The organism is Leucobacter sp. UT-8R-CII-1-4 (genome assembly GCF_030010235.1).
Lineage (GTDB): Bacteria > Actinomycetota > Actinomycetes > Actinomycetales > Microbacteriaceae > Leucobacter.
The window spans coordinates 399,782-424,219 of the sequence record NZ_JASCRS010000001.1 but is presented as its reverse complement, the minus strand read 5'-3'; the positions used below and the strand labels follow the sequence as shown (position 1 = coordinate 424,219).

Sequence of the window (24,438 nt, the reverse complement as noted above, 5' to 3'; positions counted from 1 at the left end):
ACTGCAGCCCCACTTCTTATTTCTTGACGGGTAGCTTGCTAGAGCTCTTCAAGCCCGTCATGGCGCTGTGCGTGGCGCACTCGGTGGATCGTCCAGGCGGCAAGGCCGATCAGACCGATGAGGCCGATACCGAAGACCCAGGGCAGCGTCATCGGAGTTATGCCTGCGCTTGCTGCCGCAAGGGTGCCAGCTCCGTTGTTCACTTCTTCGCTGCCCGAGGCGAGCTTGTCTGCGCCCTCAGCAAGGTCTGAAGCACCGGACGAGAGTTTGCCGGCGCCAGAGTTCAGCTCGCTTGCTCCACCCTTCAGCGTTGAAATGCCGCTTGAGAGTGAGGTGACTCCAATATTGAGGGTGCTAGCCCCCTCAGCGAGACTCTGTGCGCCGGTGTTGAGGTCGGTAGCTCCCGAGCTGAGCTTTTGCACACCAGCGTTGAGGGATCCAGCGCCCGCTGCGAGTTCGCCATTGCCCGTAGCGAGCTTTGACGCACCGTTTACGAGGTCTTGAGTGCCGTTTTTCAGGGTGCCTGTTCCGCCTGAGAGTTTTGCTGCGCCGGCTTCAAGTTTTGCGGCTCCGAGCAGGGGCAAGCTCTTGTCGGTTGCTGCGTTCCCGGTCGAGTTGCTGATCGTGAGGGTTGCGGTGCCTGGCCAAGCGACATCTTTGTCGTTGGCATCTTTAAAAATGCCGCCATGCAGGTACTTCGCCATGTTAGCGTCGAGATCCGTGGCGCCTGCTGCGAGATTCACAGCACCTTCGCCAAGTGGGCCCTCGCTTGAGAGCTTAAAGGAAATGGTTTGGGCCGCGCCCTTGGCTCCTGGATTGTCTGCGGTGCCGTCGCCGTTTAACCCCGCACTCAGCTCTCCGCTGCCTGCGAGCAGGTTGTCAGCACCGGCACGCAGGCCGCCCGCGAGGGCCTGAATCTGCGCCACCTGTGTTGCGTCGGGTGCCGCTGGGTCGAGCTGGTTGATCAACGCAACGAGGGTGTCGAGGTCTTGGCCCGTACCGTTGCTCACGAAGCCGTTGAGACCGGCATCAAGGTTCGCTGCGCCATCGGCCAGCTGCGAGATGCCACCGTCGAGCTGAGCCGCCCCGGCTGCTATTTGCTGTATGCCGCCGTTGAAACTAGCTGCTGAGGCACTCAACATTGCTGTGCCCTCTGTGCGCAGGCCGGTGGCGATTTGGTTTCCGCCAACGAAAGCTGAGGTGAGACCGTTCTTCAGATCACTTGCGCCGGCGCTCAGTTCAGCGGCGCCTGCTTTCAAGTCTTGTGCGCCACCATTGAGCTTGTTCGCGCCTGCGTGGAGATCACCTGCGCCTGAGGCTGCCGATCCAGCGCCCTGTGAAAGCTTTGCTGCTCCTTCGGCGAGTTCGTAGCTGCCCGAGGCGAGTGAGCCGGTGCCTTCGGCGAGCGTTGCGGCACCGGTGCTGAGCGAGTCGGACCCGCTTGAGAGTCGCGCTGCGCCGGCGTCTGCCGTTACCGCGCCGCTGTTGAGCTTTTGTGTGCCCACGGCCAGGTCGCTTGCACCAGAATCAAGCTTTTGTGCGCCAGCTGCAAGGTCGGTCGCGCCGACGCTTGCTTGGCCAGTGCCGCTGGCAAGTTTGCCTGCGCCCGAGGCGACTCCCGAGTGCGTGATGTAGAACAGTGCGAGGATCGAGGCGAGCAAGAGAGCGAGCACGCCGATTGCGATTTTCACTCCTAAGCCGTGTTCGTGGGTGTGTGTACTCGACATTGAGAACTCCGTGTGATCGTGCCCGCGTTTCTGGCTCCATTGCCGGGAACGCTCGGTGGACAAAGGTCGTAGCTGCGATTTTCAGCTAAATGTCAGCAAAGCTAAAACGATTCTCACGGTTGTCCAATTTCAACATCACTTCGGGGGTGTCTCTTGTTTATCTTCAACAATTCAAAATGTTGTCGACTGTGGATAGTGGCGCTACGGGATGAAATCGCCTGGGTGCGCAAGAATAGAGGGGTGAAGCAGCAGCAAACTCCCGCCTACCTGCGGCCGAGTCTGATTGCTCTCGTGTTCGTTGGCGGAGCAGCAGGCGTGTTCACGCGAGAAATGTTAATGCCGGTGGTTCCAGTGGTGGCAGGTGTGCCGCTTGCGGTTTTTCTCGCAAACATTGTTGGCGCATTTTTACTCGGTTGCTTGCTTGAGCGGCTCGCCGTGAGTGGCGACGAGCCTCGTCGAAATCAAAACATGAGGCTGTTGCTGGGCACGGGTTTTCTGGGTGGTTTCACTACCTATAGCGCGATCGCTCAGGGTGTTGTGCTGATGCTGAGTGACGAAGCAGTTTGGCTTGCCGTGACGTATCCGCTCGTCACAATCGTCTTAGGTGCGCTTGCGAGCTGGGGCGGTATCTTGTGTGGCGTGAGAACTCGGGGTCGAGGTGGGTCGCAACCGAGCGGCGGGGGAGACGATGTTTGATCCAGTGCTCATAATGCTGTTTGCTGCCGTAGCAGGTGGGATCGGCGCTGCGCTGCGTTTTGTGGTCGATGGTGCCGTCATGGCACGCGTTGCGCGCAAGGTCGCTGGATCGCCCTTCCCGCTGGGGATCTTGCTCGTGAACCTGAGCGGGTCGCTCATGATTGGTCTGCTCACTGGTCTGGCTTCGAATAGTGGGCAGATTGTTACGGTGTTTGGCATCGGTCTGCTTGGTGGGTACACCACATTCAGTACCGCGAGCGTGGATACGGTGCGGCTGCTGCGGAGGGGCCGCCCGATTGCGGCGCTTGCAAACGGGCCGGGCCAGATGTTGTTCGCGATTGTGTTGGCGGGACTTGGCTTCTGGCTTGGGAAAATCCTCGTAAATTAGTCAGTCAGCTGTTCGGGTGTAAACTGGTGTTTGTGTACTTAGAGTCACAGTGACTTTAACTCTTAAAAAAGGGACCACCTGATGAGCTATCGCAGCATGAGTGTGAGCGAGCGTCGGCTGCTGCCGCCCGCCGTTGCAGTCTCAACGGTCGCTTTCGCCTTGCGCCCGCCAGAAGGCGCGAGACTTGGCCCCGCCACCGCAGTGGCAGCCGGTGCTGAAGCCACACTCTGGCTCCCGCTCGTGCGGCGAATCAGGCCGCCGTTCGCAGAACAGTGGGCGCTCCCCGGAGGGCCAATTCCTTGGAACGAGACACTCGTTGACACGGCGCTACGCACACTGCGGGCGGCAACACAAAGCGATCCCGGCTATCTAGAACAGCTCTATAGCTTCGGCGCGATTGAGCGCTCAGCCGAAGCGCAACGCCTGGTCACCATCGCCTACTGGGCGCTCTATGGCGAAAATGAACTGAGCGCACCGGCAGGCGAAACACCCGATCAGCTTGAAGAAGACCTCAACGTGGCCTGGTTCTCAGCCGATGAGCTGCCAGAGTTGGCCTTCGATCACGCAGACATCGTTGCCTACGCGCTCGACAGGCTACGAAGCAAAACTGCCTACTCGACAGTCGCGTTTCACTTTCTTGGCAATCAGTTCACCCTCGCGCAACTGCGCGAGGTACGCGAAGCGATCCTTGGCGAGACGGTTGATCCCGCGAACTTCCGAAGACAGGCCCTCTCACGCGGCTACCTCATCAGTACCGGAGAACGAACGAGTGGCGACAGACACCGACCAGCAGCTCTCTACCGTTTCGCCGGTAGCCCAGACCAAAACCCAGACTCGCAAACGAGTGCATACAGGAGCAACAAATGACTAGCGTCGCAGAACTCATCCGCCGTACCGCTGCGGCCGAAGCAGCGACTGACGAGCAGGCACCAGCAGAGCACACACCCGCACACCGAAAGCCGATTGTGTTGCGTGCGACCGGGCTCTCAAGCTGCGACTCGGGTCTGGTAAAAGATCCGTGGGCGATTGACCGAGACCCCGGGTACGGCCCCGGAGCCTCAGTTGAAGACGCAGTGCCAAGCGCAGCCCCCCGCCAAGGCGCGTTGCCGGAGCGATACACCAAAGCGAGTGACGAGCAACTGGATCAGTGGATCCTCGCCGCCAAAAAAGAACTCGGCAGCCGTGTGCAGATTCTTGGTCACTTCTACCAGCGCGACGAAATCGTGAAGTATGCCGACTTCGTAGGCGACTCGTTTATGCTCGCGCAAGCAGCGAAACAGCACCCAGAGGCAGAATCATTTGTCTTTTGCGGGGTGCACTTCATGGCCGAAACAGCGGACATACTCTCTGCGCCGAACCAGGCTGTGATACTGCCAAACCTTGCCGCTGGCTGTTCAATGGCAGACATGGCAACGATTGACCAGGTCGAGCAATGCTGGACAGAGCTCACCGCATCACTCGTTGCCTCCGGCGAAAGCGACGCAGAGGGGCGCACCGCTGACGGCCTGCAAGCCGTGATTCCGGTCACCTATATGAACTCTTCGGCCGCAATCAAGGCATTCTGTGGCCGCAACGGCGGAATCGTCTGCACCTCATCAAACGCCCACACCGTGCTCGAGTGGGCATTCGAACGTGGACAGCGCGTAGTGTTCTTCCCGGACCAGCATCTAGGTCGAAACACCGCAAAGGCGATGGGGATAACCGAAGCCGAAATGCCGCTTTGGCGTCCGCACCTGCCCCTTGGCGGAAACACCGCAGAAGAAATTCAAGACGCAAAGGTAATTCTTTGGAACGGTTTCTGCTCGGTACACAAACGATTCACCGTAGAACAGATTGAGCGCGCTCGGGCAGAGCACCCAGGCGTTCGAGTGATTGTGCACCCGGAATGCCCAGCCGCTGTCGTCGACGCAGCAGATGGTGCGGGCTCAACCGAGTACATTCGCAAAGAAGTTGAAGCGGCGCTGCCCGGGGACGTGCTTGCGATCGGCACCGAAATCAACTTGGTGAACCGGCTGCAACAGCAGCGCCCAGACCTCACCATCTTCTGTCTCGACCCAGTGGTCTGCCCGTGCAGCACGATGTACCGCATTCACCCCGCCTACCTGGCCTGGACCCTGGAATCGCTGGTGCGGGGCGAGACACCAAACCGAATCGTGGTTGACGGTTCAGTTGCCGAAGAATCGCGAGTCGCACTAGAACGAATGCTCGCTGCAAAACCATGATGCTCGTGATCGGCGCGGGAGTTGCTGGACTCTCTACCGCACTCGAAGCTGCGGCACTTGGTGCTGAAGTGATGCTGGTGACCCCGGGCGTGCTGCGCGTCGATGCTGCTGCGCCCAGTGGCGCAGGCCTGGCCGAGGCAGTCGCGCTCGGTGGCGGCAATACCGCACTCGCACAGGGAGGCATCGCTGCCGCCCTCGGCGACACCGATAGTGCCCAACTGCACGCGACAGATACCGTTGCAGCGGGAGTGGGCCTGGTAGACCCGCGCGCTGCAAGGGTGCTGGCGGCTGAGGGCGCAGCGATTGTGCGGGCGCACATTACTTCTGGTTTCGCGGTGGATCGAACAGCCTCGGGCGAAGTTGCCCTGGGGCTCGAAGCGGCACACAGCAGGCCACGCATTGTGCATGCGGGTGAGGACCAAAGCGGCGCAGCACTGCACCGATATCTGTGTGAGGCTGTGCTGGCCCTCGTCGCCGCTGGCCGGGTGCAACTCACTGAGCGCGCTCAAGTTGTCTCGCTACTTGGTGACGCCGGAGTGGTTTCGGGCGCAGTCCTGCGCAGTTTCGATGGGCAGCTGAGCGCGGTGCGGGCCGACAACGTGGTGCTCGCGAGCGGCGGCTACGCTTCGCTCTACAGCGAGTCTTCAAATCACGCCGGTGCGCGAGGAGAGGGCATTGTGCTCGCAGCACGCCTCGGCGCGGTGGTCGCCGACCTCGAATATGTGCAGTTTCACCCGACCGTGCTGGCCGGAACAGGTTTTCTGATTTCAGAAGCCGTGCGCGGAGCTGGCGCGGTGCTGCGCGACGAAACGGGGGAGCGCTTTATGACAGCTGCCCACGAAGCCGCAGAGCTTGCGCCTCGCGATGTTGTTTCACGCACGGTCTACCGCAACATGCGCGGCAGCGGAGCCAAGCAGGTGTGGCTTGATGCCACCGAAATCGAGCGGCTGAGCGGTGGCGGCACGCTCGCGCGCCGTTTTCCGCTGATTACCCGCCAGCTGCAAGAACGTGGGATCGACTGGGCCCGTGAGGCTGTACCGGTTGCTCCTGCTGCCCACTACACGATGGGTGGAGTCGCCACGGACCTTCACGGTCGCACAAGCGTGCCGGGGCTTTTTGCTGCCGGTGAGGTTGCCTGCACTGGTGTGCACGGGGCAAATCGATTGGCCTCAAATTCGCTGCTCGAGGGTTTAGTGTTTGGTACGCGTGCCGCGCGCGCGGCCCTCAAATGGTCAAACAGCTCTGCTCGGCAAACACGGCCTTTAGGCCAGCACGAGTGGAGCTTCGACGGCGAGGGCATGACCAACCTCGTCTCGCACGCAGCGCAATTGCCCATGCGGCCAGATTTTGCAGAGAGCGACCTTCAGAACGATGAGGGTGCTGAACTCGCGACAGCCATGAGCGCCGGCCTCGGCATCGAACGAGAAGCGACCGGTATTTCCGCAGTCGCGAAACTCGCAGAGCTGCACGATGGCATGGCAGCAGAACTCGTGAGCATGATGGCCGCTGCCGCGCTCGCGCGCACCGAGTCTCGTGGCGCGCACCAGAGGGCTGACTTCCCTGAGACTGACCCTGCCCAGGCCACTCGTCAGGGATGGGCACGGCGATCCACCGCAGTGAACTACGCACCGAATACCACGTCAAGGAGCGCAAGCGTATGCTGACCACCCACATTGTTGCTGAGGCTGTACGTGCCGCGCTGCAAGAAGATTCACCGTGGGGTGACCTCACGGCTGAGCTAACGATCGCCGCCGAGAGCGAATTTACTGCTCTCTTCAACGCTCGCGAGCCGGGCGTGTTCGCCGGTGGCCCACTCGTTGTTGAGGCCTTCCGGCAGGTGGATCCACGAATCACGGTAAACGATCTGGTGCCAGAGGGTCATACATTTTCTGCGGGTGAAACCTTGGCTGTAATTTCTGGCCCCGCTCGCGGGATTCTTACGGCTGAGCGAATCGCTCTGAACTTTGCGCAGCGAATGAGCGGTATCGCAACGCTTACCGCACAGTATGTGGCAGCTGTGCACGGCACAACAGCTGCAATTGCTGATACCCGAAAGACCACGCCCGGTCTGCGTGCACTCGAAAAGCATGCGGTGCGTGCGGGCGGTGGCAGCAATCATCGTTTTGGCTTGAGCGACGCGATCATGGTGAAAGACAATCACCTGGTTGCGCTTGGGGCGACCGACGGGCCCGAACTCACTGAGGCACTACGTAACTTGCGTGCACGGGCTGGTCATACCACGTCAATTATTGTCGAGGTGGATCGCCTCACACAGCTCGAAGCGGTGCTGTCGGCGAATGTCACAGGAGTGCTGCTCGACAATTTTACGCTTGACGAACTTGCTCAGGGTGTCGCCCTGGTTGGGGGTCGTGCTGTCTGCGAAGCCAGTGGGGGAGTGAATCTTGACACTGTTGCCGCGATTGCTGCGACGGGCGTTGATGTCATCTCGGTGGGCCGGATCACGCACGGAGTGACCGCCCTTGATCTGGGCCTCGATGCGGTTGATGCGACGGGGCGATCGAATGCTGCAGCCATCGCCTCGGCTGGCGCCTAAATAGTTGGGATGTCATGTCGCAATTTGAAGGCTACCTTGACGCTGCGGCAACTGCGCCGCTGCGGCCGGAGGCTCGTGCAGCAATGCTTGAGGTGCTCGACGAGGGCCCGGGCAATCCGTCGAGCGTGCACGCTTTTGGGCACCGCGCCGAAGCGCACCTGACGGCTGCACGCCGAACGATCTCCAAGTTTTTTGGCGCGCGCGAAAGTGAGGTCATTTTCACTTCGGGAGGAACCGAAGCGAACAATCTTGCTGTCATTGGTCTTGCGCTTGCACACCCCAGGGGCAGGCACATTCTCACTTCTGCGCTTGAACACCCGTCGGTGTTAGAGGCTTGCGCGATGCTTGAGCGAGTATTCGGTTTTGAAGTGCAGCAGGTGCCGGTTGGTGCCGCGGGGCTGATGCGCCCCGAGGCAGTTCAGGCGCTGCTGCGTGAAAACACCACGCTCGTCACTCTCGGCCTCGCAAACGCTGAGATCGGCACCGTGCAACCGGTACCGGAGGTGATTGCTCTGGCTCATCACGTTGGCGCATTGGTGCACACCGATGCCGTGCAGGCTGCGGCTTCACTGCCTGTTTCGTTTGCGGTTGACGCTTGGCCCGGTGCCGTCGACGCAATGACGATTGCGAGCCACAAATTTGGTGGACCTCAGGGGGTTGGTGCTTTGCTGCTTCGGGCAGGGACTCCGATCGAGCCCTTACTGTACGGCGGGGGGCAAGAGTTCGGCCATCGCTCGGGCACACAGAACGTAGCAGGTATTGCAGGTTTTGCTGCGGCAGTGACCGCAACAAGTGTTCGCCTTGGATCGCGTGCGCTTGCGCTTGCGCAGTCTCGTGACGCGTTGATTGCGCGCGTGCTCGCCGAAGTGCCCGGCGCGGAACTCACCGGCGATGCTGCTGAGCGGCTACCCGGGCATGCGTCGTTTGTAGTGGCGGGTGTGAGCGGTGAATCGCTGCTGGTCGCACTTGATGCGGCCGGTGTTGCCGCGTCTTCTGGTTCGGCCTGTGCCGCCGGCAAAGATGAGCCGTCGCCTGCGCTCTTGGCGATGGGGCTCAGTGCAGAGCTTGCGCAGACTGCGCTACGCTTCACACTGTTTCAACCGCTCAGCGATGAGCTGGTTGAGCGAATCGTGTCGGTGCTCGTCTCTGAAGTGCGGGGCAGATAGCGCCCCGCCGGGGCTGCGCTCGCTCACTGTGTGTGCGGTCCGATCGAGAGTTCAACGGGCTCACCGGTTTCACCGCTTGGCTTATGCGGCCTCTCGTTTTGCACCTGAGAATTGTTGTTTGAGCTGATTCAAATGTGCCTGCGGTGGCGAAACAATGAGACGTTGCACCAGCAGCACCAGCTCAGCTGCATGGTCTGCGCATTCTGCAGTTTCTAAAGGTTTTGCGGGTTCTGCGCTGGTTTCTAGAGATTTTGCGGGTTCTGCGCTGTCGTTGAGGGTGTTTTTGACTGGCTCAAGGATCTGCGCGGCTACCGACTGTAGACCAAGTAACCACCAGGCCCACGCTAGAAGAGCAAGTACGGCTCTGCGGTAGTGCTCAGGCGAGTGTGCGGCTGCGTCACGAAACACTTCGATCACCGAGAGCAGGCGATTGCGCTCGGGCAGTTCATAGGCAAGCGAACGCAGCAGCGACTCTGCGCTCCAATCTGCGGGTGTGCCTGGTTCAACGTTCTGATTATCAAGCAGCGCCAAGGCAGAGAGCCTAGATGAACCGAGTTCCGCTGTCACACTTGCCACAAACTCCGCTCTCGTCAGGGCGGTAAGCGCGACCACCAGCCAGGAGGCACCGTGTTGTGCAGCGTGAATGAGGCGTGCAAGCTCAGCCGTTCCAGAAGGCCAATGTGTGGGCGATCCAGCGGGAGTGCCTTCTCGAATCGAGGGGCTCGTGGCGAGCCCGCTCCCCGAACCGTCGACAGCGCGGAAGCATGAATCTGAGGCCCGCGCGACTCGCCGAATTTGCTGCAGTGCGGTCGACTCGTCTGAGGGCAAATGAGGCTGGCCCGCGCGAAGAGTGTGCAGGTGCTTTGCAATAGTGGCAGCGCGTTCGGACGATGCCGGGGGCAGCGAAGCAAGACTCTCAAGTGTGAGCGGTGCAGAAGTCGTCGTATGAGAAACCGATGTGGGCGACAACGCACTCTTGTCGTCTGGGCTCTGCGAGAATTTGCTTTCATCGAGTTCGCTGAGTTGCCGCCGAAGGCCCGCTGACTTGCCGAGCAGTTCGCACCAACCATCGGCAGCAACAAGCGCAAACTCGCGAAGTCGCAGGCCTTCCCGACGCAATCTCAGCTGCAATTGTTTGGTGAGATGTTGCCATGGGTGTGCGTCACCCGAAGTGAAACTTCGCTCCGTGCGAATCACTATGGCAGGAGTGGCTGCCCCTGCACCGCTATCGACCAGCAGCGAGACCAAGCCCTCGGCAAGGGCTTCGCTGGCGGCCGCACTGTCTTCTTCGGGGAGGGAGAACCGGAGCACGCGATTGCCACGTTTCCCTTGAAAGAGCATCAAGAAGACGCTGTTGTGATCGGTGAAACCGGTAAGCCGCGGAATCACAGCAATCAAATCTGCCGCGCTATCGCAGCGTAAAACGGTGTGTGTCATGCACCTATGTTCTGCTTCTGCCGAGGTGAGCACCCGGTTATGCACAGTTCCTCGGGCAAAAGATTGAAAACTCTTGCTTGTGAGCGAGGAGTTGCTGGCTTGTAGCGACACCAAATAGTGGGCGCACGCTACCCTCGACCTCACCCAGGCCGCACAAAAAAGTGGTCGAGCGAATACACGCTCGACCACCCAAAAACTCAGCCGTTACGCGGCAGCTAGATCCGCTTCAATCTGCTTGAAATCAGCCTCGAGCGCAACCCAAGCGAGCATCGCGCACTTCACACGCATCACAAACTTTGAGACACCCTGCAGCGCGACTGCATCGCCAAGCAGCTCTTCGTCGGGCTCGACCGCACCGCGAGACTGGATCATCTCGCGAAACGCGTCGATTCGTTCTTTGGCCTGCTCAAGGGTGAGCGAATCATCGCGAACAAGCTGTGAGAGCACTGACGCCGAAGCCATCGAAATCGAGCAGCCCTGGCCCTCCCACGAGAGCACCTCAATCTTTCCAGTCTCGGGTGAAACCGCAACGCTCAAGGTGATCTCATCGCCGCAGCTGGGATTGAACTCGTGATGCGAAGCCGAAAAAGTGCCGTCCGGAGCAGAGAACTCACCCTTGCCCACCGGGCGCTTCGAGTGGTCAAGAATGACCTCTTGGTACAGGGAATCAAGCCCGCTCATGAGGCAACCTCCGTCTTAAAGTAGCGCTGTGCGCCGCGCAGCGCGTCGAGAAAACGATCAATCTCTTCTTCGGTCGTAGTCACATGCACACTCGCGCGAGTGCTCGAAGCCATGCCGAGTGCGCGATGAAGTGGCTGCGCGCAGTGGTGACCAACCCGCACAAGAACGCCCTGCTCATCAAGATACTGACCAACGTCGTGTGCGTGCAGCCCGTCAACCGACACAGCTGCAAGAGCAACGCGACCCTCGGTGCCCTGCGGCCCGAGCAAGCGAAGCCCAGGTGTGTCAAGCACACCCTCAACGAGACGCGTCACCAGTTCGTGCTCGCGAGCAGCTGAACGATCCATACCGATATCGCTCAAAAAGCCGACAGCCTCGCCAAGACCAACCACCTGCGAAACTGGCTGAGTGCCAGCCTCGAAACGCAGCGGCGGCGGCATAAACTGTGCCGACTCCATCGTGACCTTCGTGATGGCGCTACCGCCAGTTCGGGCCGGTGGCAGCGCATCAAGCATTTCTGAACGCCCATACAGCACACCGATACCGTTGGGGCCGAGCGCCTTATGACCCGAGAACGCGGCAAAATCGACGCCGAGTGCTTCAAAGTTCACGGCAATGTGCGGCACCGACTGGCACGCATCAAGCACGGTAACTGCGCCAACTGCTCGCGCCAATTCGACAAGCTCGGCTACTGGCGCCTCAAAGCCAGTGACATTTGAGACGTGAGTAAAGGCAAAAATCTTGGTGCGTGAATTGAGTGCCTCGCGCGCAGCGTCGAGCGACCAAAGGCCGTGCTGATCCACCGGAATGTACTTAAAGGTCGCCCCGGTTTTCGCGGCTAGTCGCTGCCATGGAATGAGGTTCGCGTGATGCTCGGCTTCGGTGACCAGAATTTCATCTCCGGTACCGAGTGCGAAACGATCCGATCCGGCTACGCCGAGACCCGAGTTCGCCTCGCCAATACCGAGTGCCACAATGTTGAGCGCATCGGTTGCGCCCTCAGCCCACACAATTTGCTCAGCTGTCGCCGCACCCACAAAGTCTGCAACAGCAGCCCGCGCCGATTCGAATCGCTCGGTCGCCGTGCCAACAGCTTGGCTCGTTCCGCGATGCACAGCGGCATTATCACGTTCGAGAAATGAGCGCTCCGTATCAAGCACGCGCAGCGGGCGCTGCGACGTAGCTGCCGAGTCTAGGTAGGCAACGGGCACTCCGCCGTTCAGCGGAGGATTCGCGAAATACGGAAACTCCGCGCGCAACGAGAATGCATCGGCTGTGGTCAGAGGTGCAAGCGACATTGTTCCATTCTCCCACTTCGTGCTCGGCAGTGCCTGGCGAAGGTTGCGCCCTCAGCGAAGCACCCCTGTTTTCGTACGCTGGATCACCAGGCTCGAACCGTTCTCACGAATCCGATGGCGAAACACTAGGGGAGCTGCACACTACCTGTCGCCGAGGGGTGCTGCCCGGAGGGGGTGAGCTTCCAGTTCACCAAACCGCCAAGCAGACCGAGCACCACCGACACCAAAGGAATCAAGAATGAAGCCTGGGTACCAAACGATTCGGCGACGATCCCCGTGATAGCAGCCGCGAGAGACTGGCCAACGATCACGCCGGACCCCAGCATTGTCATGACGGTCGCTGAACGGCCGGCAGGGGTGCGGGCCGCGCCAAACCCATAGAGAGTCACAAGCAGTGGCCCGATACCAATACCCAGCACCGAGAGTGAAAGCACCATGCTCGGTACGTCTCGCACCGTTTGCAAGAGCAAGGCTCCCGCGACGAGCAACGTCGAGAAAGCCAGCCAGCGGTAGCGCAGGGTGAATCGCGGCGAGAACCAGGCAACTCCGATTGCGAGAACCGCTGATCCAACGCCCATGACTCCGTACAGTAGCCCGGCCTGTTCAGGGGCGCCGCGATCCTGCATGAATGCGGTCAGCGACGTGAGCATCGAACCAAAAAACAGCCCAACGGTGAAGATACCGAAGACGGTTACGAGAAGTGGCGCGCGCCGCAATTCGGCGACCGGAGCCAACTCGGTTGCGGCGGCCTCAGCCGAGCGTGCAGGTGGGCTGGTGCGGTGGATCGCAAACAGTGTCACAAACACCAGCGTGAGTACTGCTGCGCCGGCGATTGGCGCCCAAGCGCCGAGCGAGGTCGCCAGCAAGCCAACGATCACAGGGCCGAAAACAAACACGACCTCGTCGGCGGCCGACTCGTAAGCGAGCGTTGAGTTAATGGTGCGAGGGCGTTGTTCGCGTGGCAGTTTCGTCTGCGCGATCATCACCAGCCGCGAACGAGACATTGGTGAAATCTGCGGTGCGGTTGCGCCGACTACAAACGAACCGATGAGCATCGCCCAGCTCGGCAGCGGACTGAATGCAACCCAGGCGAGCACGCCAAGTGCGACACTGTTGAGTGCGCCGCTAATGAGCAGAGTTGGGCGCTGGCCGAAGCGGTCGGCAGCCGCGCCGATCAGCGGACCAAAGCAGGCAACACCCAGGCCGACCGTTGCCGAGGTGATACCGCCGAGTTCGACTGAGCCGCGGGCAGCCACGGCGAGCGTAAGCACGCCGACGACCATCATCGCGTAGGGCGCTCGCGCTAGTAGCGCGAGCGGAAAGTAGCCGAAGCCCGTGTGTTGAAGGAGCGGTTTCAGTTCGCCTGCTCCTTGAAGAATGCCTGGAATGCGGCCGAGTCTGCAGCGTCACCCTCGAAAACAACGCCGTTCACCAGAACGGTAGGGGTGCCCTGGATCCGCAAATTTGTATCGAGCGCATTGGGCACCGGGTTCTGGAATACCCACTCGGTCAATGCCTGTGCGAAAGGCACGTAGCTCTCATCTGTGATGCAGGCTGCTGCAGCACTATTGAGCTCACCAGCGGCCAGGCCGAGTGAAGCGATCAGATCGTCATTGTTTGGACCGGCTCCAGCGGCAGGCTGCAGCTTCGGGCTGAGCAGGGCGTTGTGGACTGCCCAGGTAGCGTCGGGCTGGTTTTCAGCGACGCAAGCGAGTGCGCCAGATGCGCGAGAAGAGTAGTACGTGCCCTCGCTGTAGCGATCCATGAAGCTCAGCGGAACGACCTCAACACTCGTATTTCCGTCGTTCATCACCTGGCTCAAAAACTCGGAGTTGGCCTTCTCGAATTCGAGGCAGTGCGGGCAGCGGTAGTCAACGTAAACCAGAATGTCGTTGCTCGCTGCGCGGTCGACCTGGTTTGCCTGCGGTGCAGTGCCAGCTGCCAGCGGTGCGGACTCGCGCGGCATTGGAGCGCCAGGGCCTTCGAAGATCACGCCGCCGCTACCCATATTCTCGGGCCAATCGATGAGCGACTTCGGGGCGGTCTCTGGGGTCCACTCTTCGCCGCTTCCCTCGACTGGATCAATGACCGGCTTGGCGATAGCCCCGACGCCAAAAAGTACGGTGACACCGATAACGGCGACTGCGGCGGAAACCACACCCGCAATGCTTGCACCGGTTGGGCCGCTCTTTTTCACGAGCGCGGTCACACCGAGCACCACGGCGAGCAAGCCGAGGACGCCGCCCGCAATCGCGACGGGACCGTTGAAGTAGGCCACCGAGACCACTACGGTCAAGAGCGCGACGAGACCGACTGCCATCGCGGCAATCGCGAGTGCTTTGCTGCGCTTCGCCTGCTGCTCAGCGGCATAGGGGTTTGGTGGGGCCACCGGTGTCCACTGCGGTTCGGGTTGCTGCTGCTCGTCGCTCATGGCTCCTATTCTGTCAGGCCATCACCTGAGCCCAGCTGGGCAATACCCGTGTTCGTGCGAGCGCCATGACAAAAAGGTGGACTGTTAAGAGCAGACACCGCAGAGAGCAACGGCGGCTTGGTGATGTTTTTGTCACTCTCACTGATGTGTGTGGCCTCGGGCAGGGCTTCGCGGCGCGAAGGCATAGCATTGAGTCATGCTTTGGCTTGCCGCGACTCCCATCGGAAACCTCGGCGACGCATCGCCTCGATTGCGCGAGGCCCTCGCGAGCGCAGATGCTATTGCCGCAGAAGACACCAGGCACACCGCACAATTGTTGCGTCTGCTTGATATCGAAGCTCGCCCCGAGCTGATTGCGCTGCACGATCACAATGAGCGTGACCGGGCCGACATGATTGTGCAGCGAGCCGAAACTGAAGAAATTCTACTGGTGAGCGACGCCGGAATGCCGACTGTTTCTGACCCTGGCTTTCGGGTCGTGCAGCTCGCAGCAGAGCGCGGCGTCACAGTGAGCGCGATCCCCGGCCCGAGCGCCGTGATCACCGCCCTCGCGGTCGCGGGGCTCCCCACAGATCGTTTTACGTTCGAGGGTTTTTTGCCGCGCAAGGCGGGGGATCGGGCCCGCACTCTCCGAGATCTTGCCACCGAGCGCCGTACCCTCGTGTTTTTTGAAGCGCCGTCGCGCATCGCAGATTCTCTCGCCTCGTTGGCTGAGGCCTTTGGTCCAGACCGCGCAGCGGCAGTGTGCCGCGAACTCACCAAATTGCACGAAGAAGTGAAACGCGGCCCTCTTGCGGAGCTTGCAACTTGGGCAGCCGAAGGTGTGCGGGGTGAAATTGTGCTCGTTGTCGCAGGCGCTCCAGAGAGCGTTGTCTCACCAGAGTCAGCACTTGCCGAGGTACTCGAACGTGTTGCCGGTGGCGAACGGATGAAAGATGCTACCCGGGCCGTTTCAGAAGCAACAGGGCTTTCTGCGAAAGATCTATATTCTGCGGCACTTGCCGCAAAAGACCGTAGGTAGACGTAGCGAGACAGCTACAGATCGGAGCGAACCGTGCAGCGCAGTTTGCAGCAGGCAGCCGTGAAACACGAATTGTGGCGCTTGGTGATTCCAGTTCTCTGGTTTGGAATGGTCGCCGCGATCAGCTTCATCGAGGCGCCGCTGAAATTTCAGGCACCGGGGATCACCATTCCACTCGGGCTTGGTATTGGCCGATTGGTGTTCTTCGCGCTCAACGTTGCGGAAGGCATCTTGCTAGTCGCAACACTCCTCTTGGCATTCTTGCCAGGAGTGCGGCGTCTGGCCGCTGCGCGTCTGAGCTGGGTGCTTGCGCTCGCCGCAGTGTTTATCGTGAAAATCACCGTGATTCGTCCGCCGCTGAACGCGCGCACCGATCAGGTGCTGGCCGGAGCCGATCCAGGGCAATCACCGTGGCACTACATCTATATTGCTGCTGATGTGATCACCATGGTGTTGCTCATTGTGATCGCTGTGCAGGCTGCGCGAGCGATCCTCGCACGATTTGTAGTTGTAGAACAAGGCGAAAAGCGCAACTAATTGTCGCGGCTCCCTGCCGCGTATTCTTCCGTGCGAACCTGCCCGGTGAGCGCTTGAATTGCAGACATGATTCGCTCTGTCGCGATCGTACGCGCTTTGCCGCCGGGAAGCCCCTGTAAGCCGCTGAAATCAAGCGGTGCACCGAACTTGATTTCAGCGGCATTCGCTTTGTTGATCAGGCCAACCGGTATGACTGTCGCCCCGGTTTTGAGGGCCATGTACGCGGCTCCACTGTGGCCCCGATACAGGCGCCCGTCGAGAGACCTGCTGCCCTCCGGAAAAACCGCGAAGACTTGCCCGGCCTCAAGAACGGCTACGCCGGCCTGCAGCGCCGTTTGCGCAGCTGAACCGATGTCGCGGTGTACTGGCACAGCCCCAATGTGCCGAAAGAACCATCCGCCAATTGGTGTCTCAAAGAGGGCAGCCTTTGCCAAGAACTGTACTTTTCGTGGTGAGAAGGACGGAATCAGAATTGTGTCAGCTTTCGCCAGGTGATTGCTCGCCAAGAGCACGGCGCCGGTACGGGGCACATGCTCAACACCGCTTACCTTTGGCCGATATCGAAGCCAAAGCAGAGGGCGCAGCACCGCTCGACCAATCGTGAACACGATCCCCGGCTTCGCTGCCCGAGTCTGAATCGCCATGGAAAGACTCTACTCGGCAGGGTGTCCCGACTATTTATACACACAGGGATCGCTCGGAATAATACGAAAGACTAGGCCGTTGTGCGAGATTTCTCGCAGTCAAACTTTGATTCTCTAATGAGGTACCAGTGAAACGCTCTCGCGCACTTCTTGCTCTGATGCCAGCCGCCCTAATTGCGGGCCTGCTCACGAGCTGCTCTCCAGGCAACACCAGCGCTGTTGAGGGCGTTGAGTGCGCGCCAGCTGGTTCTACCAGCAAGTCGCTTGACTTTGAAGGTGAACTTGGTGCTGCCGATCTGAAGCTCACCACCAAGACTCCAGTGCAGAAGGCTGCCAAGCTTGAGGTTTCTCGCCTGATCCAGGGCGACGGAGCACAGCTGAAGCAAGACGACAAGGTCAACGCGCAGCTCTCGCTTTTCAACGGCACAAGCGGTGAACTTCTCTCTTCCGACCAAGCCGTTCTCGAACTGAGCGATACGAAGATGCTGCCCTGGGCGCTAGAAGCCGTTGCCTGCTCTTCAGTTGGTGACCGTGTAGCTGCTGCAGCCCCGGTCGCAGACGTGCTCGGCGACAACGCCGATCAGTACAAGCTCAAGCCAGAAGAAACGCTGGTTATCGTGTTCGACCTGATCTCGGTTGAGCCTGGCATGCCAGAAAACATGCTCAAGAAGGCCGAGGGTGAGGCACAAAAACCAGTCGCTGGTCTCCCGACTGTTGAGCTCGCAGCAAATGGTGAGCCAACCATCACGATTCCCGAGGGTGTTGCGGCTCCAGACAAGCTCACCGTCGAAACCCTGATCAAGGGCGAGGGCGAGAAAGTTCAAGAGGGCGATCGGGTCTACGTGAACTACCGTGGTGTCATCTGGCGCACCGGTCAAGATTTCGATTCGAGCTGGTCACGCGGAACCCCGATTGATTTCACGACTGACGGTGTGATCGGTGGATTCTCGAAGGCCCTCGTTGGTCAGACGGTCGGCTCGCAGGTGATTTCGATAGTTCCTGCTGAAGACGGTGGCTACGGCGCGAGCCAGCTGCAGGCAATGGGTCACGAACCTGACGACGTCATGGTCTTTGTGCTCGACATTCTTGCGACAACGCGCGCGAAGTAGTTTAAATACGCAAAGGGCCGGTCACGAGTGTTCGCGACCGGCCCTTTGCGTTCCCCCGGTGTGGCTGGCATTCTCAGGGCTGCCGGGCTGCCGGGCTGCCGAAAGAAGTGAACCATCGAACGGCGGAGAAGCCTGCTAGGCTGAGCGAACAGTCAAATATCGGCCGCTTTACCCACTGCGGGAGAGTCCGGGTCACACCCGGCGCCGTAGGAGCAATCCCTCCCCGGGAATCTCTCAGGCCCCCGTACCGCAGTGGCGAGGCAACTCTGGAAAGCAGCACGTTCACCCGTGCTCACCGACGGTGCAAAGACGCTCCACGCGTCTGAATCTCTCAGGTCACGGTACAGAGCGGGGAGGATCCCAGTTCCTGTCGCGCATGCGACACCAATACGGAGATCCTCGTGAACCACAGCGGCAGCTATTCATCATTCGAAGACCGTCACATCGGTATCGCCTCAGCGGCAGACCGCGAGCACATGCTCAAAGAGCTCGGTTATGCGAGCCTGAGTGCGCTCGTAGACACGGCAGTACCTGCAGACATTCGTAGCAAGAGCGAGCTTCAGTTGCCTGCGGCCCGAAGCGAAGAACAGATCCTTGCCGATCTGCGCGCGCTCGCCGCCAAAAACACAGTGCGTACCCAGATGATCGGTCAGGGGTTTTACGGCACGCATACTCCGCCGGTAATTCGTCGCAATGTGCTCGAAAGCCCCGCTTGGTACACCGCGTACACGCCGTACCAACCAGAGATTTCGCAGGGGCGGCTTGAAGCACTTCTGAACTTCCAAACAATGGTCTCTGACCTGACCGGGCTTCCCGTCGCGAACGCTTCGATGCTCGATGAGAGTTCGGCGGCGGCCGAAGCGGTGCTGCTGATGCGCCGCGCAAATCGCGCCAACGCTGACGGACGCACGGTGCTCGACGCGAACATCTTCCCGCAAACCGTCGCAGTGATTCGTGGGCGTGCCGAAGCACTCGGTTTCGAGGTTGAAGTCGTCGACCTCACGAACGGCTTGCCCGAGGGCGACATTAACGGCATCGTGTTGCAGCAGCCGGGGAACAACGGCGCAGTCACCGACCACAGTGCTGTGATTAGTGAAGCGAAAGATCGCGGAGCGATGGTTGCCGTTATCGCCGACCTCCTCTCGCTCACCCTGATCACTCCTCCCGGTGAACAGGGCGCAGATGTTGCAATTGGCAACACGCAGCGATTTGGCGTGCCACTGTTCTTCGGCGGGCCACACGCGGCCTATCTCGCCGTGCGTGCTGGGCTTGAGCGATCAATGCCGGGTCGTTTGGTGGGTGTCTCGAAAGATCAGCAGGGTCAGCCGGCCTACCGACTCGCTTTACAGACCCGCGAGCAGCACATTCGCCGTGAGAAGGCCACAAGCAATATCTGCACTGCGCAGGCGCTGCTCGCGATCACTGCTTCGATGTACGCGGTCTACCACGGCCCTGAGGGGCTGCGGGCAATTGCCGAGCGTACACACGCCAAGGCGAGCACTCTTGCGGCTGCACTCAAGAATGCTGACATCGCGCTCGCGAGTGAGTCATTCTTCGACACAATTTGGGCGGATGTTCCGGCTCGCGCAGCCGAGGTCGTCGCGGCGGCTGAGGCAGCAGGCGTGAACCTGCGTCTCGTTGACGCCGACACTGTGGGCGTCTCATGCGACGAGACCACGACCGACGCTGATGTTGCAGCGGTCGCAAGCGCGTTTGGTGTGCCGTCAACTGAGGTCGCCGCCGCGGCAAACGCGATCCAGCGCCTCAACTTTAATGCGGCACTCGTGCGCGAAAGTGACTACCTGACGCACCCGATTTTCCATACGGTACGCAGCGAAACCCAGATGCTGCGCTACCTTCGCCGCCTCGCTGACCGCGATCTCGCGCTCGATCGCACCATGATTCCACTTGGCTCATGCACCATGAAGCTCAACTCGACCGCAGAAATGGAATCGATTTCGTGGCCAGAGTTCGCGGGGATTCACCCTTATGTGCCAGCCGAGCAGAGCATTGGTTGGCGAGAGCTGATTGCATCGCTCGAGTCATGGCTCGTTGAGATCACCGGGTATTCAGCGATTTCACTGCAACCAAACGCTGGATCGCAGGGCGAATATGCTGGCCTGCTCGCAATTCGCAAATATCACCTTGCGCGGGGCGAAGCGCAGCGAGACATCTGCCTGATTCCAGCTTCGGCGCATGGCACGAACGCCGCTTCCGCCGTGCTCGCCGGTATGCGAGTCGTTGTGGTCGCGAACACCGAAACCGGTCACATCGATATGAGCGATCTGCGCGCAAAGGTCGAATCGCATCGCGATGCGCTTTCGGCGATCATGATCACCTACCCATCAACCTATGGTGTTTACGATGCAGACGTGCGCGAAGTCTGTGATCTGGTGCACGAGGCTGGCGGCCAGGTGTACATCGACGGAGCGAACATGAACGCGCTCGTCGGCGTTGCGAAGCCTGGTGAGTTTGGCGGCGATGTTTCGCACCTGAACCTGCACAAAACCTTCGCCATTCCGCACGGCGGCGGTGGCCCCGGCGTCGGCCCGGTCGCCGTGGCCGCGCACCTTGAACCATACCTGCCGGGTAACCCCCTGCAGAACTCGGGCGAAATTACCATTGCCGACGGAGTACCGGTTGTAGCCACCCTCTTCGGCTCTGCGGGTGTCTTGCCGATTTCATATGCCTATGTTGCGATGATGGGTGGGGCGGGTCTCACCCGTGCTACCGAAACTGCACTGCTCAGCGCGAACTACATTGCTTCGCGACTTGGCGAGCACTTCCCAGTGCTCTTCACCGGCAACGAGGGCCTCGTTGCGCACGAGTGCATTCTTGATCTGCGCGAACTGACCGCTGCCTCGGGTGTGACGGCAGAAGACGTGGCAAAGCGTCTCATTGATTTTGGTTTCCACGCGCCAACACTGGCATTCCCGGTTGCCGGCACACTCATGGTTGAGCCAACCGAGAGCGAAGACCTCAGTGAAATTGAGCGATTCATTGAAGCTATGATCACGATTCGCGGCGAGATTGATGCCGTGGTCGATGGAGATTTTTCGATCGAAGACTCTCCGCTGCGAAACGCACCGCACCCGGCCGCTGTGCTGGTTTCAGATAGCTGGGAGCGCGCGTACTCGCGAGAGCGCGGAGCTTTCCCCGTTGACCGCCTGCGCGTTGACAAGTATTTTCCACCCGTATCTCGCATCGACGGAGCCTTCGGCGACCGCAACCTGGTCTGCGCCTGCCCGCCGATCGAAGCATTTGACACCGCAGCTAGCGAAGGAGCAGCACTGTGACCACGCCAAAACACACCGCACTGCACGAAGCCCACGCGGCGCTCGGCGCCTCGTTTACCGATTTCGGTGGCTGGGATATGCCCCTGCGCTATGGCAGCGAACTCGCCGAACATCGGGCAGTTCGCGAAGCAGCAGGTCTCTTTGACCTCTCACACATGGGTGAAATCTGGGTTTCGGGTCCAGAAGCAGCGAGCTTTTTGAACACAGCGCTCGTGGGCAATCTTGCCATCGTCGCGGTCGGCAAGGCAAAGTACTCTCTGCTTTGCAATACCGACGGTGGCATCATCGACGACCTGATCGTGTACCGCATTGCCGAGAGCAGGTATCTGGTCGTGCCAAACGCTGGCAATGTATCGGCTGTTGCTACCGCACTCGCCGAACGTTCGACGGCTTTTGCCGTCGAGGTGATCGATGCCTCAGCCGAAACCTCGCTGATCGCCGTTCAGGGACCAGCCTCAGCCGAGATTGTGGCCAAGCTGGTCGCGCCGGGGGAGCGCGAGGCGGTAAACGATCTGGCCTACTACGCCTGGACAGCAGTGACCGTGAACGGTGTTGACGTGCTCCTTGCTCGCACCGGTTACACCGGCGAAGACGGGTTCGAACTCTATCTGCCAAATGAGAACGCTGAGAACATCTGGCAGCACACCCTGAATCTTGGCGCAGAGCACGGATTGATTCCCGCGGGGCTCGCCGCACGCGACTCACTGCGGCTTGAAGCAGGAATGCCGCTCTACGGCAATGAACTCGGGCTAGAGACCAACCCCTTTGAAGCGGGCCTTGGCCCAGTTGTCTCGTTCAAAAAGACTGAGAACTTTGTGGGCCGCGAAGCACTTGAAGCCGCGAAAACGAATGGCAATAAACGAGTGCTTGTCGGGCTCACCTCGACAGGCCGACGGGCAGGCCGTGCGGGCTACACCGTACAGGCTGGCAATGCGAAGATCGGCGAAATCACGAGCGGCCAGCCAAGCCCAACGCTTGGGCACCCCATCGCACTGGCGTATGTCGAGCCGGCCTTTGCCGAACCGGGAACTGCCGTCGAAGTAGATCTTCGTGGCAAGCCCGAAGCGTTCACAGTGGTTGCACTGCCGTTTTACCGCCGCGAAAAGTAACGCCACGTGGTGTCGCCCAGTGCTGGATGACCGCGATCCAACGAAAAAAGTAATTACCAAACGTAAGAGCAGAAAGAAGCACAAAATGAGCAATGTACAGCAAGGCCTGCGTTATTCGGCAGAGCACGAGTGGGTGCGTGAAGGCAACCCAGTGACCGTTGGTGTCAGCGAAGTTGCCGCGGACGCGCTCGGCGAAGTCGTCTACGTTGACCTGCCACAGGTGGGCGCAACCCTGACAGCTGGAGAGGTATGCGGCGAGATCGAATCGACCAAATCGGTCAGCGACCTTTACGCGCCCGTGAGCGGTGAAGTGGTTGAGGTGAACGAAGCAGTGGTCGCAGAGCCAGGCCTCGTGAACGCAGAGCCCTACGCCGCTGGCTGGCTGTTCAAGGTAGCTGTGAGCGAAGAAGGCCCCCTGCTCAGCGCCGAAGAATACGCAACCGCAAACGACGCTACTGTCGCCTAGGTTGTTGCGGGCTGGAGTTCGTGCGTAGCTACAAACTCCAGCCTGAGAAGACAGTCGGGCGAACAGGCACGAGCAATCCGTTGGGCCCTAGCCTCAACGAAGAGACACGCAAGAAAGGGTGAGCTGCCATGGCGATCAGTGTGTTTGACCTTTTCACCGTGGGCATCGGGCCCTCAAGCTCGCACACGGTAGGCCCCATGCGTGCGGCGCACTCCTTTGTTGCCGCGCTCGAACACCGGGGAGAACTCGCCAAAGTAGCTGGCCTTCGGGTTGACCTCTACGGCTCGCTGGCGGCAACCGGGCGCGGGCACGGAACCTTCACTGCGGTGTTGCTCGGGCTTGAGGGGTATGAACCGCACACAGTGCTACCGAGCGAAGTTGATTCGGCGCTGGATCGCATCACCTCGACCGGGGTGCTTCAGCTCGGCGCAAAGCTGCCCGCTGCGCTTTCGTCCACGTTGCCGTCGGTGCCCACCGTGTCAGCACTGCCACCGCGACCGAGCATTCACTACAGCGTTGAGCAAATGATTCTGCATCCGCTCACTGTGCTACCGCGGCACACGAACGGAATGCGTTTTGCTGCGCTCGCCGCAGACGGCAGCACCATCGACGAGGAACTGTACTTCTCGGTTGGTGGAGGCTTCATTATCCGCGAGGGTGCTGAAGAAGCTGTGCTCGACCGCCTTGAGAGCAGCATCGCTGAAAAGCCCTACCCATTTCGAACTGGCGCCGAACTTCTCGCGCACAGCACAAACACCGGCAAGAGCATTGCCGACATCATGCTCGCAAACGAGCTTGTCACTCGCAGCGAAGACGAGGTGCGTGCCGGCCTTGGCCATATCTGGTCGGTAATGGAAAGCTGCAAAAATGCGGCACTCGAACGCACCGGTGTATTGCCGGGCGGTCTGAATGTGCGCAGGCGCGCCCCCGAATGGCATCGGCGGTTGAGCGAACGCGATCCGGCGCGAGATCCCGTGTACTGGCAAGAGTGGGTCAACCTTGTTGCTCTCGCGGTGAACGAAGAAAATGCTTCCGGTGGTCGTGTCGTCACCGCGCCAACAAACGGTGCGGCAGGCGTTATCCCCGCTGTGCTGTTTTATGCACTGCACTATCTGCCGGGTGCCGGGGACTGGAACGAGAACGAGAAGCAGCGAGTTATCGCCGACTTTCTGCTCGCGGCCGCGGCAATTGGTGTGCTCTATAAAGAGCAAGCTTCCATTTCTGGCGCCGAGGTCGGCTGTCAGGGCGAGGTCGGGTCGGCGTCTTCAATGGCAGCGGCGGGGCTCGCGCAGGTGCTCGGTGGCACTCCCGAGCAGGTCGAGAATGCCGCAGAAATCGCGATGGAGCACAACCTCGGTCTCACCTGCGATCCAATCGGCGGGCTCGTACAGATCCCGTGCATTGAGCGCAACGCAATCGCCTCTTCGAAAGCGATTAACGCTGCCAAAATGGCTTTGATGGGCGATGGATCACATCATGTCAGCCTCGATGAAGTCATTATTACGATGCGCGAAACCGGGCGCGATATGAACGAAAAGTACAAGGAGACCGCTCTTGGCGGTCTCGCCGTCAACGTGATCGAGTGCTGAGCGTTTTGCTCATTCAGCACTTCGGCAGTCTTCATTCAGCGTGCCTTGCAGCGAATCAAAGTAGCCT

General features: G+C 60.2%; 21 protein-coding genes and 1 riboswitch. Of the genes, 14 read left to right on the top strand and 7 right to left on the bottom strand.

Annotated features, from left to right (window positions below; translation table 11 throughout):
- Positions 1–38: 38 nt before the first annotated feature.
- Entirely contained in the window at positions 39–1,727 is a 1,689-nt protein-coding gene (locus QBL02_RS01870; RefSeq protein ID WP_282724654.1) for a hypothetical protein, read from the bottom strand.
- A 240-nt stretch (positions 1,728–1,967) separates the two neighbouring features.
- Between QBL02_RS01870 and QBL02_RS01865 the strand changes: the two genes are divergently transcribed.
- The 7 genes from QBL02_RS01865 to QBL02_RS01835 all read left to right on the top strand — a co-directional run bounded on the left by QBL02_RS01865 (position 1,968) and on the right by QBL02_RS01835 (position 8,753).
- Positions 1,968–2,423: a CrcB family protein gene (locus tag QBL02_RS01865; protein WP_282724653.1), complete on the top strand. Its 456-nt coding sequence runs from the start codon at positions 1,968–1,970 to the stop codon at positions 2,421–2,423.
- Complete coding sequence (locus QBL02_RS01860) at positions 2,416–2,811, top strand: CrcB family protein (RefSeq protein WP_282724652.1); 396 nt, start codon at positions 2,416–2,418, stop codon at positions 2,809–2,811. The genes QBL02_RS01865 and QBL02_RS01860 overlap by 8 nt, the downstream gene beginning before the upstream one ends.
- An 81-nt stretch (positions 2,812–2,892) precedes the next feature.
- The gene (locus QBL02_RS01855) at positions 2,893–3,678 is read left to right on the top strand and encodes an NUDIX domain-containing protein (protein WP_282724651.1); all 786 of its coding nucleotides are present in this window, start codon (positions 2,893–2,895) and stop codon (positions 3,676–3,678) included.
- The gene (gene nadA / locus QBL02_RS01850; protein ID WP_282724650.1) at positions 3,675–5,033 is read left to right on the top strand and encodes a quinolinate synthase NadA; all 1,359 of its coding nucleotides are present in this window, start codon (positions 3,675–3,677) and stop codon (positions 5,031–5,033) included. Before QBL02_RS01855 ends, nadA begins: the two co-directional genes overlap by 4 nt.
- Positions 5,030–6,697 (top strand): FAD-binding protein, encoded by a 1,668-nt coding sequence (locus tag QBL02_RS01845; RefSeq protein WP_282724649.1) that lies wholly within the window; start codon positions 5,030–5,032, stop codon positions 6,695–6,697. The genes nadA and QBL02_RS01845 overlap by 4 nt, the downstream gene beginning before the upstream one ends.
- Positions 6,691–7,587 carry a carboxylating nicotinate-nucleotide diphosphorylase gene (gene nadC, locus QBL02_RS01840; RefSeq protein WP_282724648.1) on the top strand — a complete coding sequence of 299 codons (897 nt, stop codon included), beginning with the start codon at positions 6,691–6,693 and terminating at the stop codon, positions 7,585–7,587. Before QBL02_RS01845 ends, nadC begins: the two co-directional genes overlap by 7 nt.
- A gap of 14 nt (positions 7,588–7,601) precedes the next feature.
- A complete protein-coding gene (locus QBL02_RS01835) occupies positions 7,602–8,753 on the top strand; it encodes a cysteine desulfurase family protein (protein WP_282724647.1) in 1,152 nt (383 codons plus the stop codon).
- A gap of 81 nt (positions 8,754–8,834) precedes the next feature.
- On the opposite strand, the gene QBL02_RS01830 is transcribed toward QBL02_RS01835, so the two are convergent.
- The 5 genes from QBL02_RS01830 to QBL02_RS01810 all read right to left on the bottom strand — a co-directional run bounded on the left by QBL02_RS01830 (position 8,835) and on the right by QBL02_RS01810 (position 14,600).
- Positions 8,835–10,190, bottom strand: coding sequence for a DUF4192 family protein (locus QBL02_RS01830; protein ID WP_282724646.1), 1,356 nt, complete (start codon positions 10,188–10,190; stop codon positions 8,835–8,837).
- A 204-nt stretch (positions 10,191–10,394) separates the two neighbouring features.
- Positions 10,395–10,871 (bottom strand): Fe-S cluster assembly sulfur transfer protein SufU, encoded by a 477-nt coding sequence (gene sufU, locus QBL02_RS01825; protein WP_282724645.1) that lies wholly within the window; start codon positions 10,869–10,871, stop codon positions 10,395–10,397.
- The gene (locus QBL02_RS01820) at positions 10,868–12,169 is read right to left on the bottom strand and encodes an aminotransferase class V-fold PLP-dependent enzyme (protein WP_282724644.1); all 1,302 of its coding nucleotides are present in this window, start codon (positions 12,167–12,169) and stop codon (positions 10,868–10,870) included. Before QBL02_RS01820 ends, sufU begins: the two co-directional genes overlap by 4 nt.
- A 125-nt stretch (positions 12,170–12,294) precedes the next feature.
- The gene (locus QBL02_RS01815) at positions 12,295–13,440 is read right to left on the bottom strand and encodes an MFS transporter (RefSeq protein ID WP_282724643.1); all 1,146 of its coding nucleotides are present in this window, start codon (positions 13,438–13,440) and stop codon (positions 12,295–12,297) included.
- 83 nt (positions 13,441–13,523) lie between these two features.
- On the bottom strand, positions 13,524–14,600 hold the full coding sequence (locus tag QBL02_RS01810) for a thioredoxin domain-containing protein (RefSeq protein ID WP_282724642.1): 1,077 nt from the start codon (positions 14,598–14,600) through the stop codon (positions 13,524–13,526).
- Positions 14,601–14,796: 196 nt separating this feature from the next.
- On the opposite strand from QBL02_RS01810, the gene rsmI reads away from it, so the two are divergent.
- Together rsmI and QBL02_RS01800 are read left to right on the top strand one after the other, a co-directional pair.
- Positions 14,797–15,621, top strand: a complete 825-nt coding sequence (gene rsmI / locus QBL02_RS01805; protein ID WP_282724641.1) for a 16S rRNA (cytidine(1402)-2'-O)-methyltransferase — start codon at positions 14,797–14,799, stop codon at positions 15,619–15,621.
- 33 nt (positions 15,622–15,654) lie between these two features.
- Complete coding sequence (locus QBL02_RS01800) at positions 15,655–16,158, top strand: hypothetical protein (RefSeq protein WP_282724640.1); 504 nt, start codon at positions 15,655–15,657, stop codon at positions 16,156–16,158.
- Here QBL02_RS01800 and QBL02_RS01795 read toward each other — a convergent pair.
- Positions 16,155–16,802, bottom strand: a complete 648-nt coding sequence (locus tag QBL02_RS01795) for a lysophospholipid acyltransferase family protein (protein ID WP_282724639.1) — start codon at positions 16,800–16,802, stop codon at positions 16,155–16,157. The genes QBL02_RS01800 and QBL02_RS01795 overlap by 4 nt on opposite strands.
- A gap of 128 nt (positions 16,803–16,930) precedes the next feature.
- Between QBL02_RS01795 and QBL02_RS01790 the strand changes: the two genes are divergently transcribed.
- The 5 genes from QBL02_RS01790 (at position 16,931) to QBL02_RS01770 (ending at position 24,371) form a co-directional block, all read left to right on the top strand.
- Positions 16,931–17,911: an FKBP-type peptidyl-prolyl cis-trans isomerase gene (locus QBL02_RS01790; RefSeq protein WP_282724638.1), complete on the top strand. Its 981-nt coding sequence runs from the start codon at positions 16,931–16,933 to the stop codon at positions 17,909–17,911.
- 168 nt (positions 17,912–18,079) lie between these two features.
- A riboswitch (glycine riboswitch) is annotated at positions 18,080–18,171 on the top strand.
- A gap of 141 nt (positions 18,172–18,312) precedes the next feature.
- Positions 18,313–21,207 carry an aminomethyl-transferring glycine dehydrogenase gene (gene gcvP, locus QBL02_RS01785; RefSeq protein WP_282724637.1) on the top strand — a complete coding sequence of 965 codons (2,895 nt, stop codon included), beginning with the start codon at positions 18,313–18,315 and terminating at the stop codon, positions 21,205–21,207.
- Complete coding sequence (gcvT, locus tag QBL02_RS01780) at positions 21,204–22,316, top strand: glycine cleavage system aminomethyltransferase GcvT (RefSeq protein WP_282724636.1); 1,113 nt, start codon at positions 21,204–21,206, stop codon at positions 22,314–22,316. The genes gcvP and gcvT overlap by 4 nt, the downstream gene beginning before the upstream one ends.
- Before the next feature lie 85 nt (positions 22,317–22,401).
- Complete coding sequence (gene gcvH / locus QBL02_RS01775) at positions 22,402–22,782, top strand: glycine cleavage system protein GcvH (protein ID WP_282724635.1); 381 nt, start codon at positions 22,402–22,404, stop codon at positions 22,780–22,782.
- Positions 22,783–22,910: 128 nt separating this feature from the next.
- On the top strand, positions 22,911–24,371 hold the full coding sequence (locus QBL02_RS01770; RefSeq protein ID WP_282724634.1) for an L-serine ammonia-lyase: 1,461 nt from the start codon (positions 22,911–22,913) through the stop codon (positions 24,369–24,371).
- Positions 24,372–24,438 lie beyond the last annotated feature (67 nt).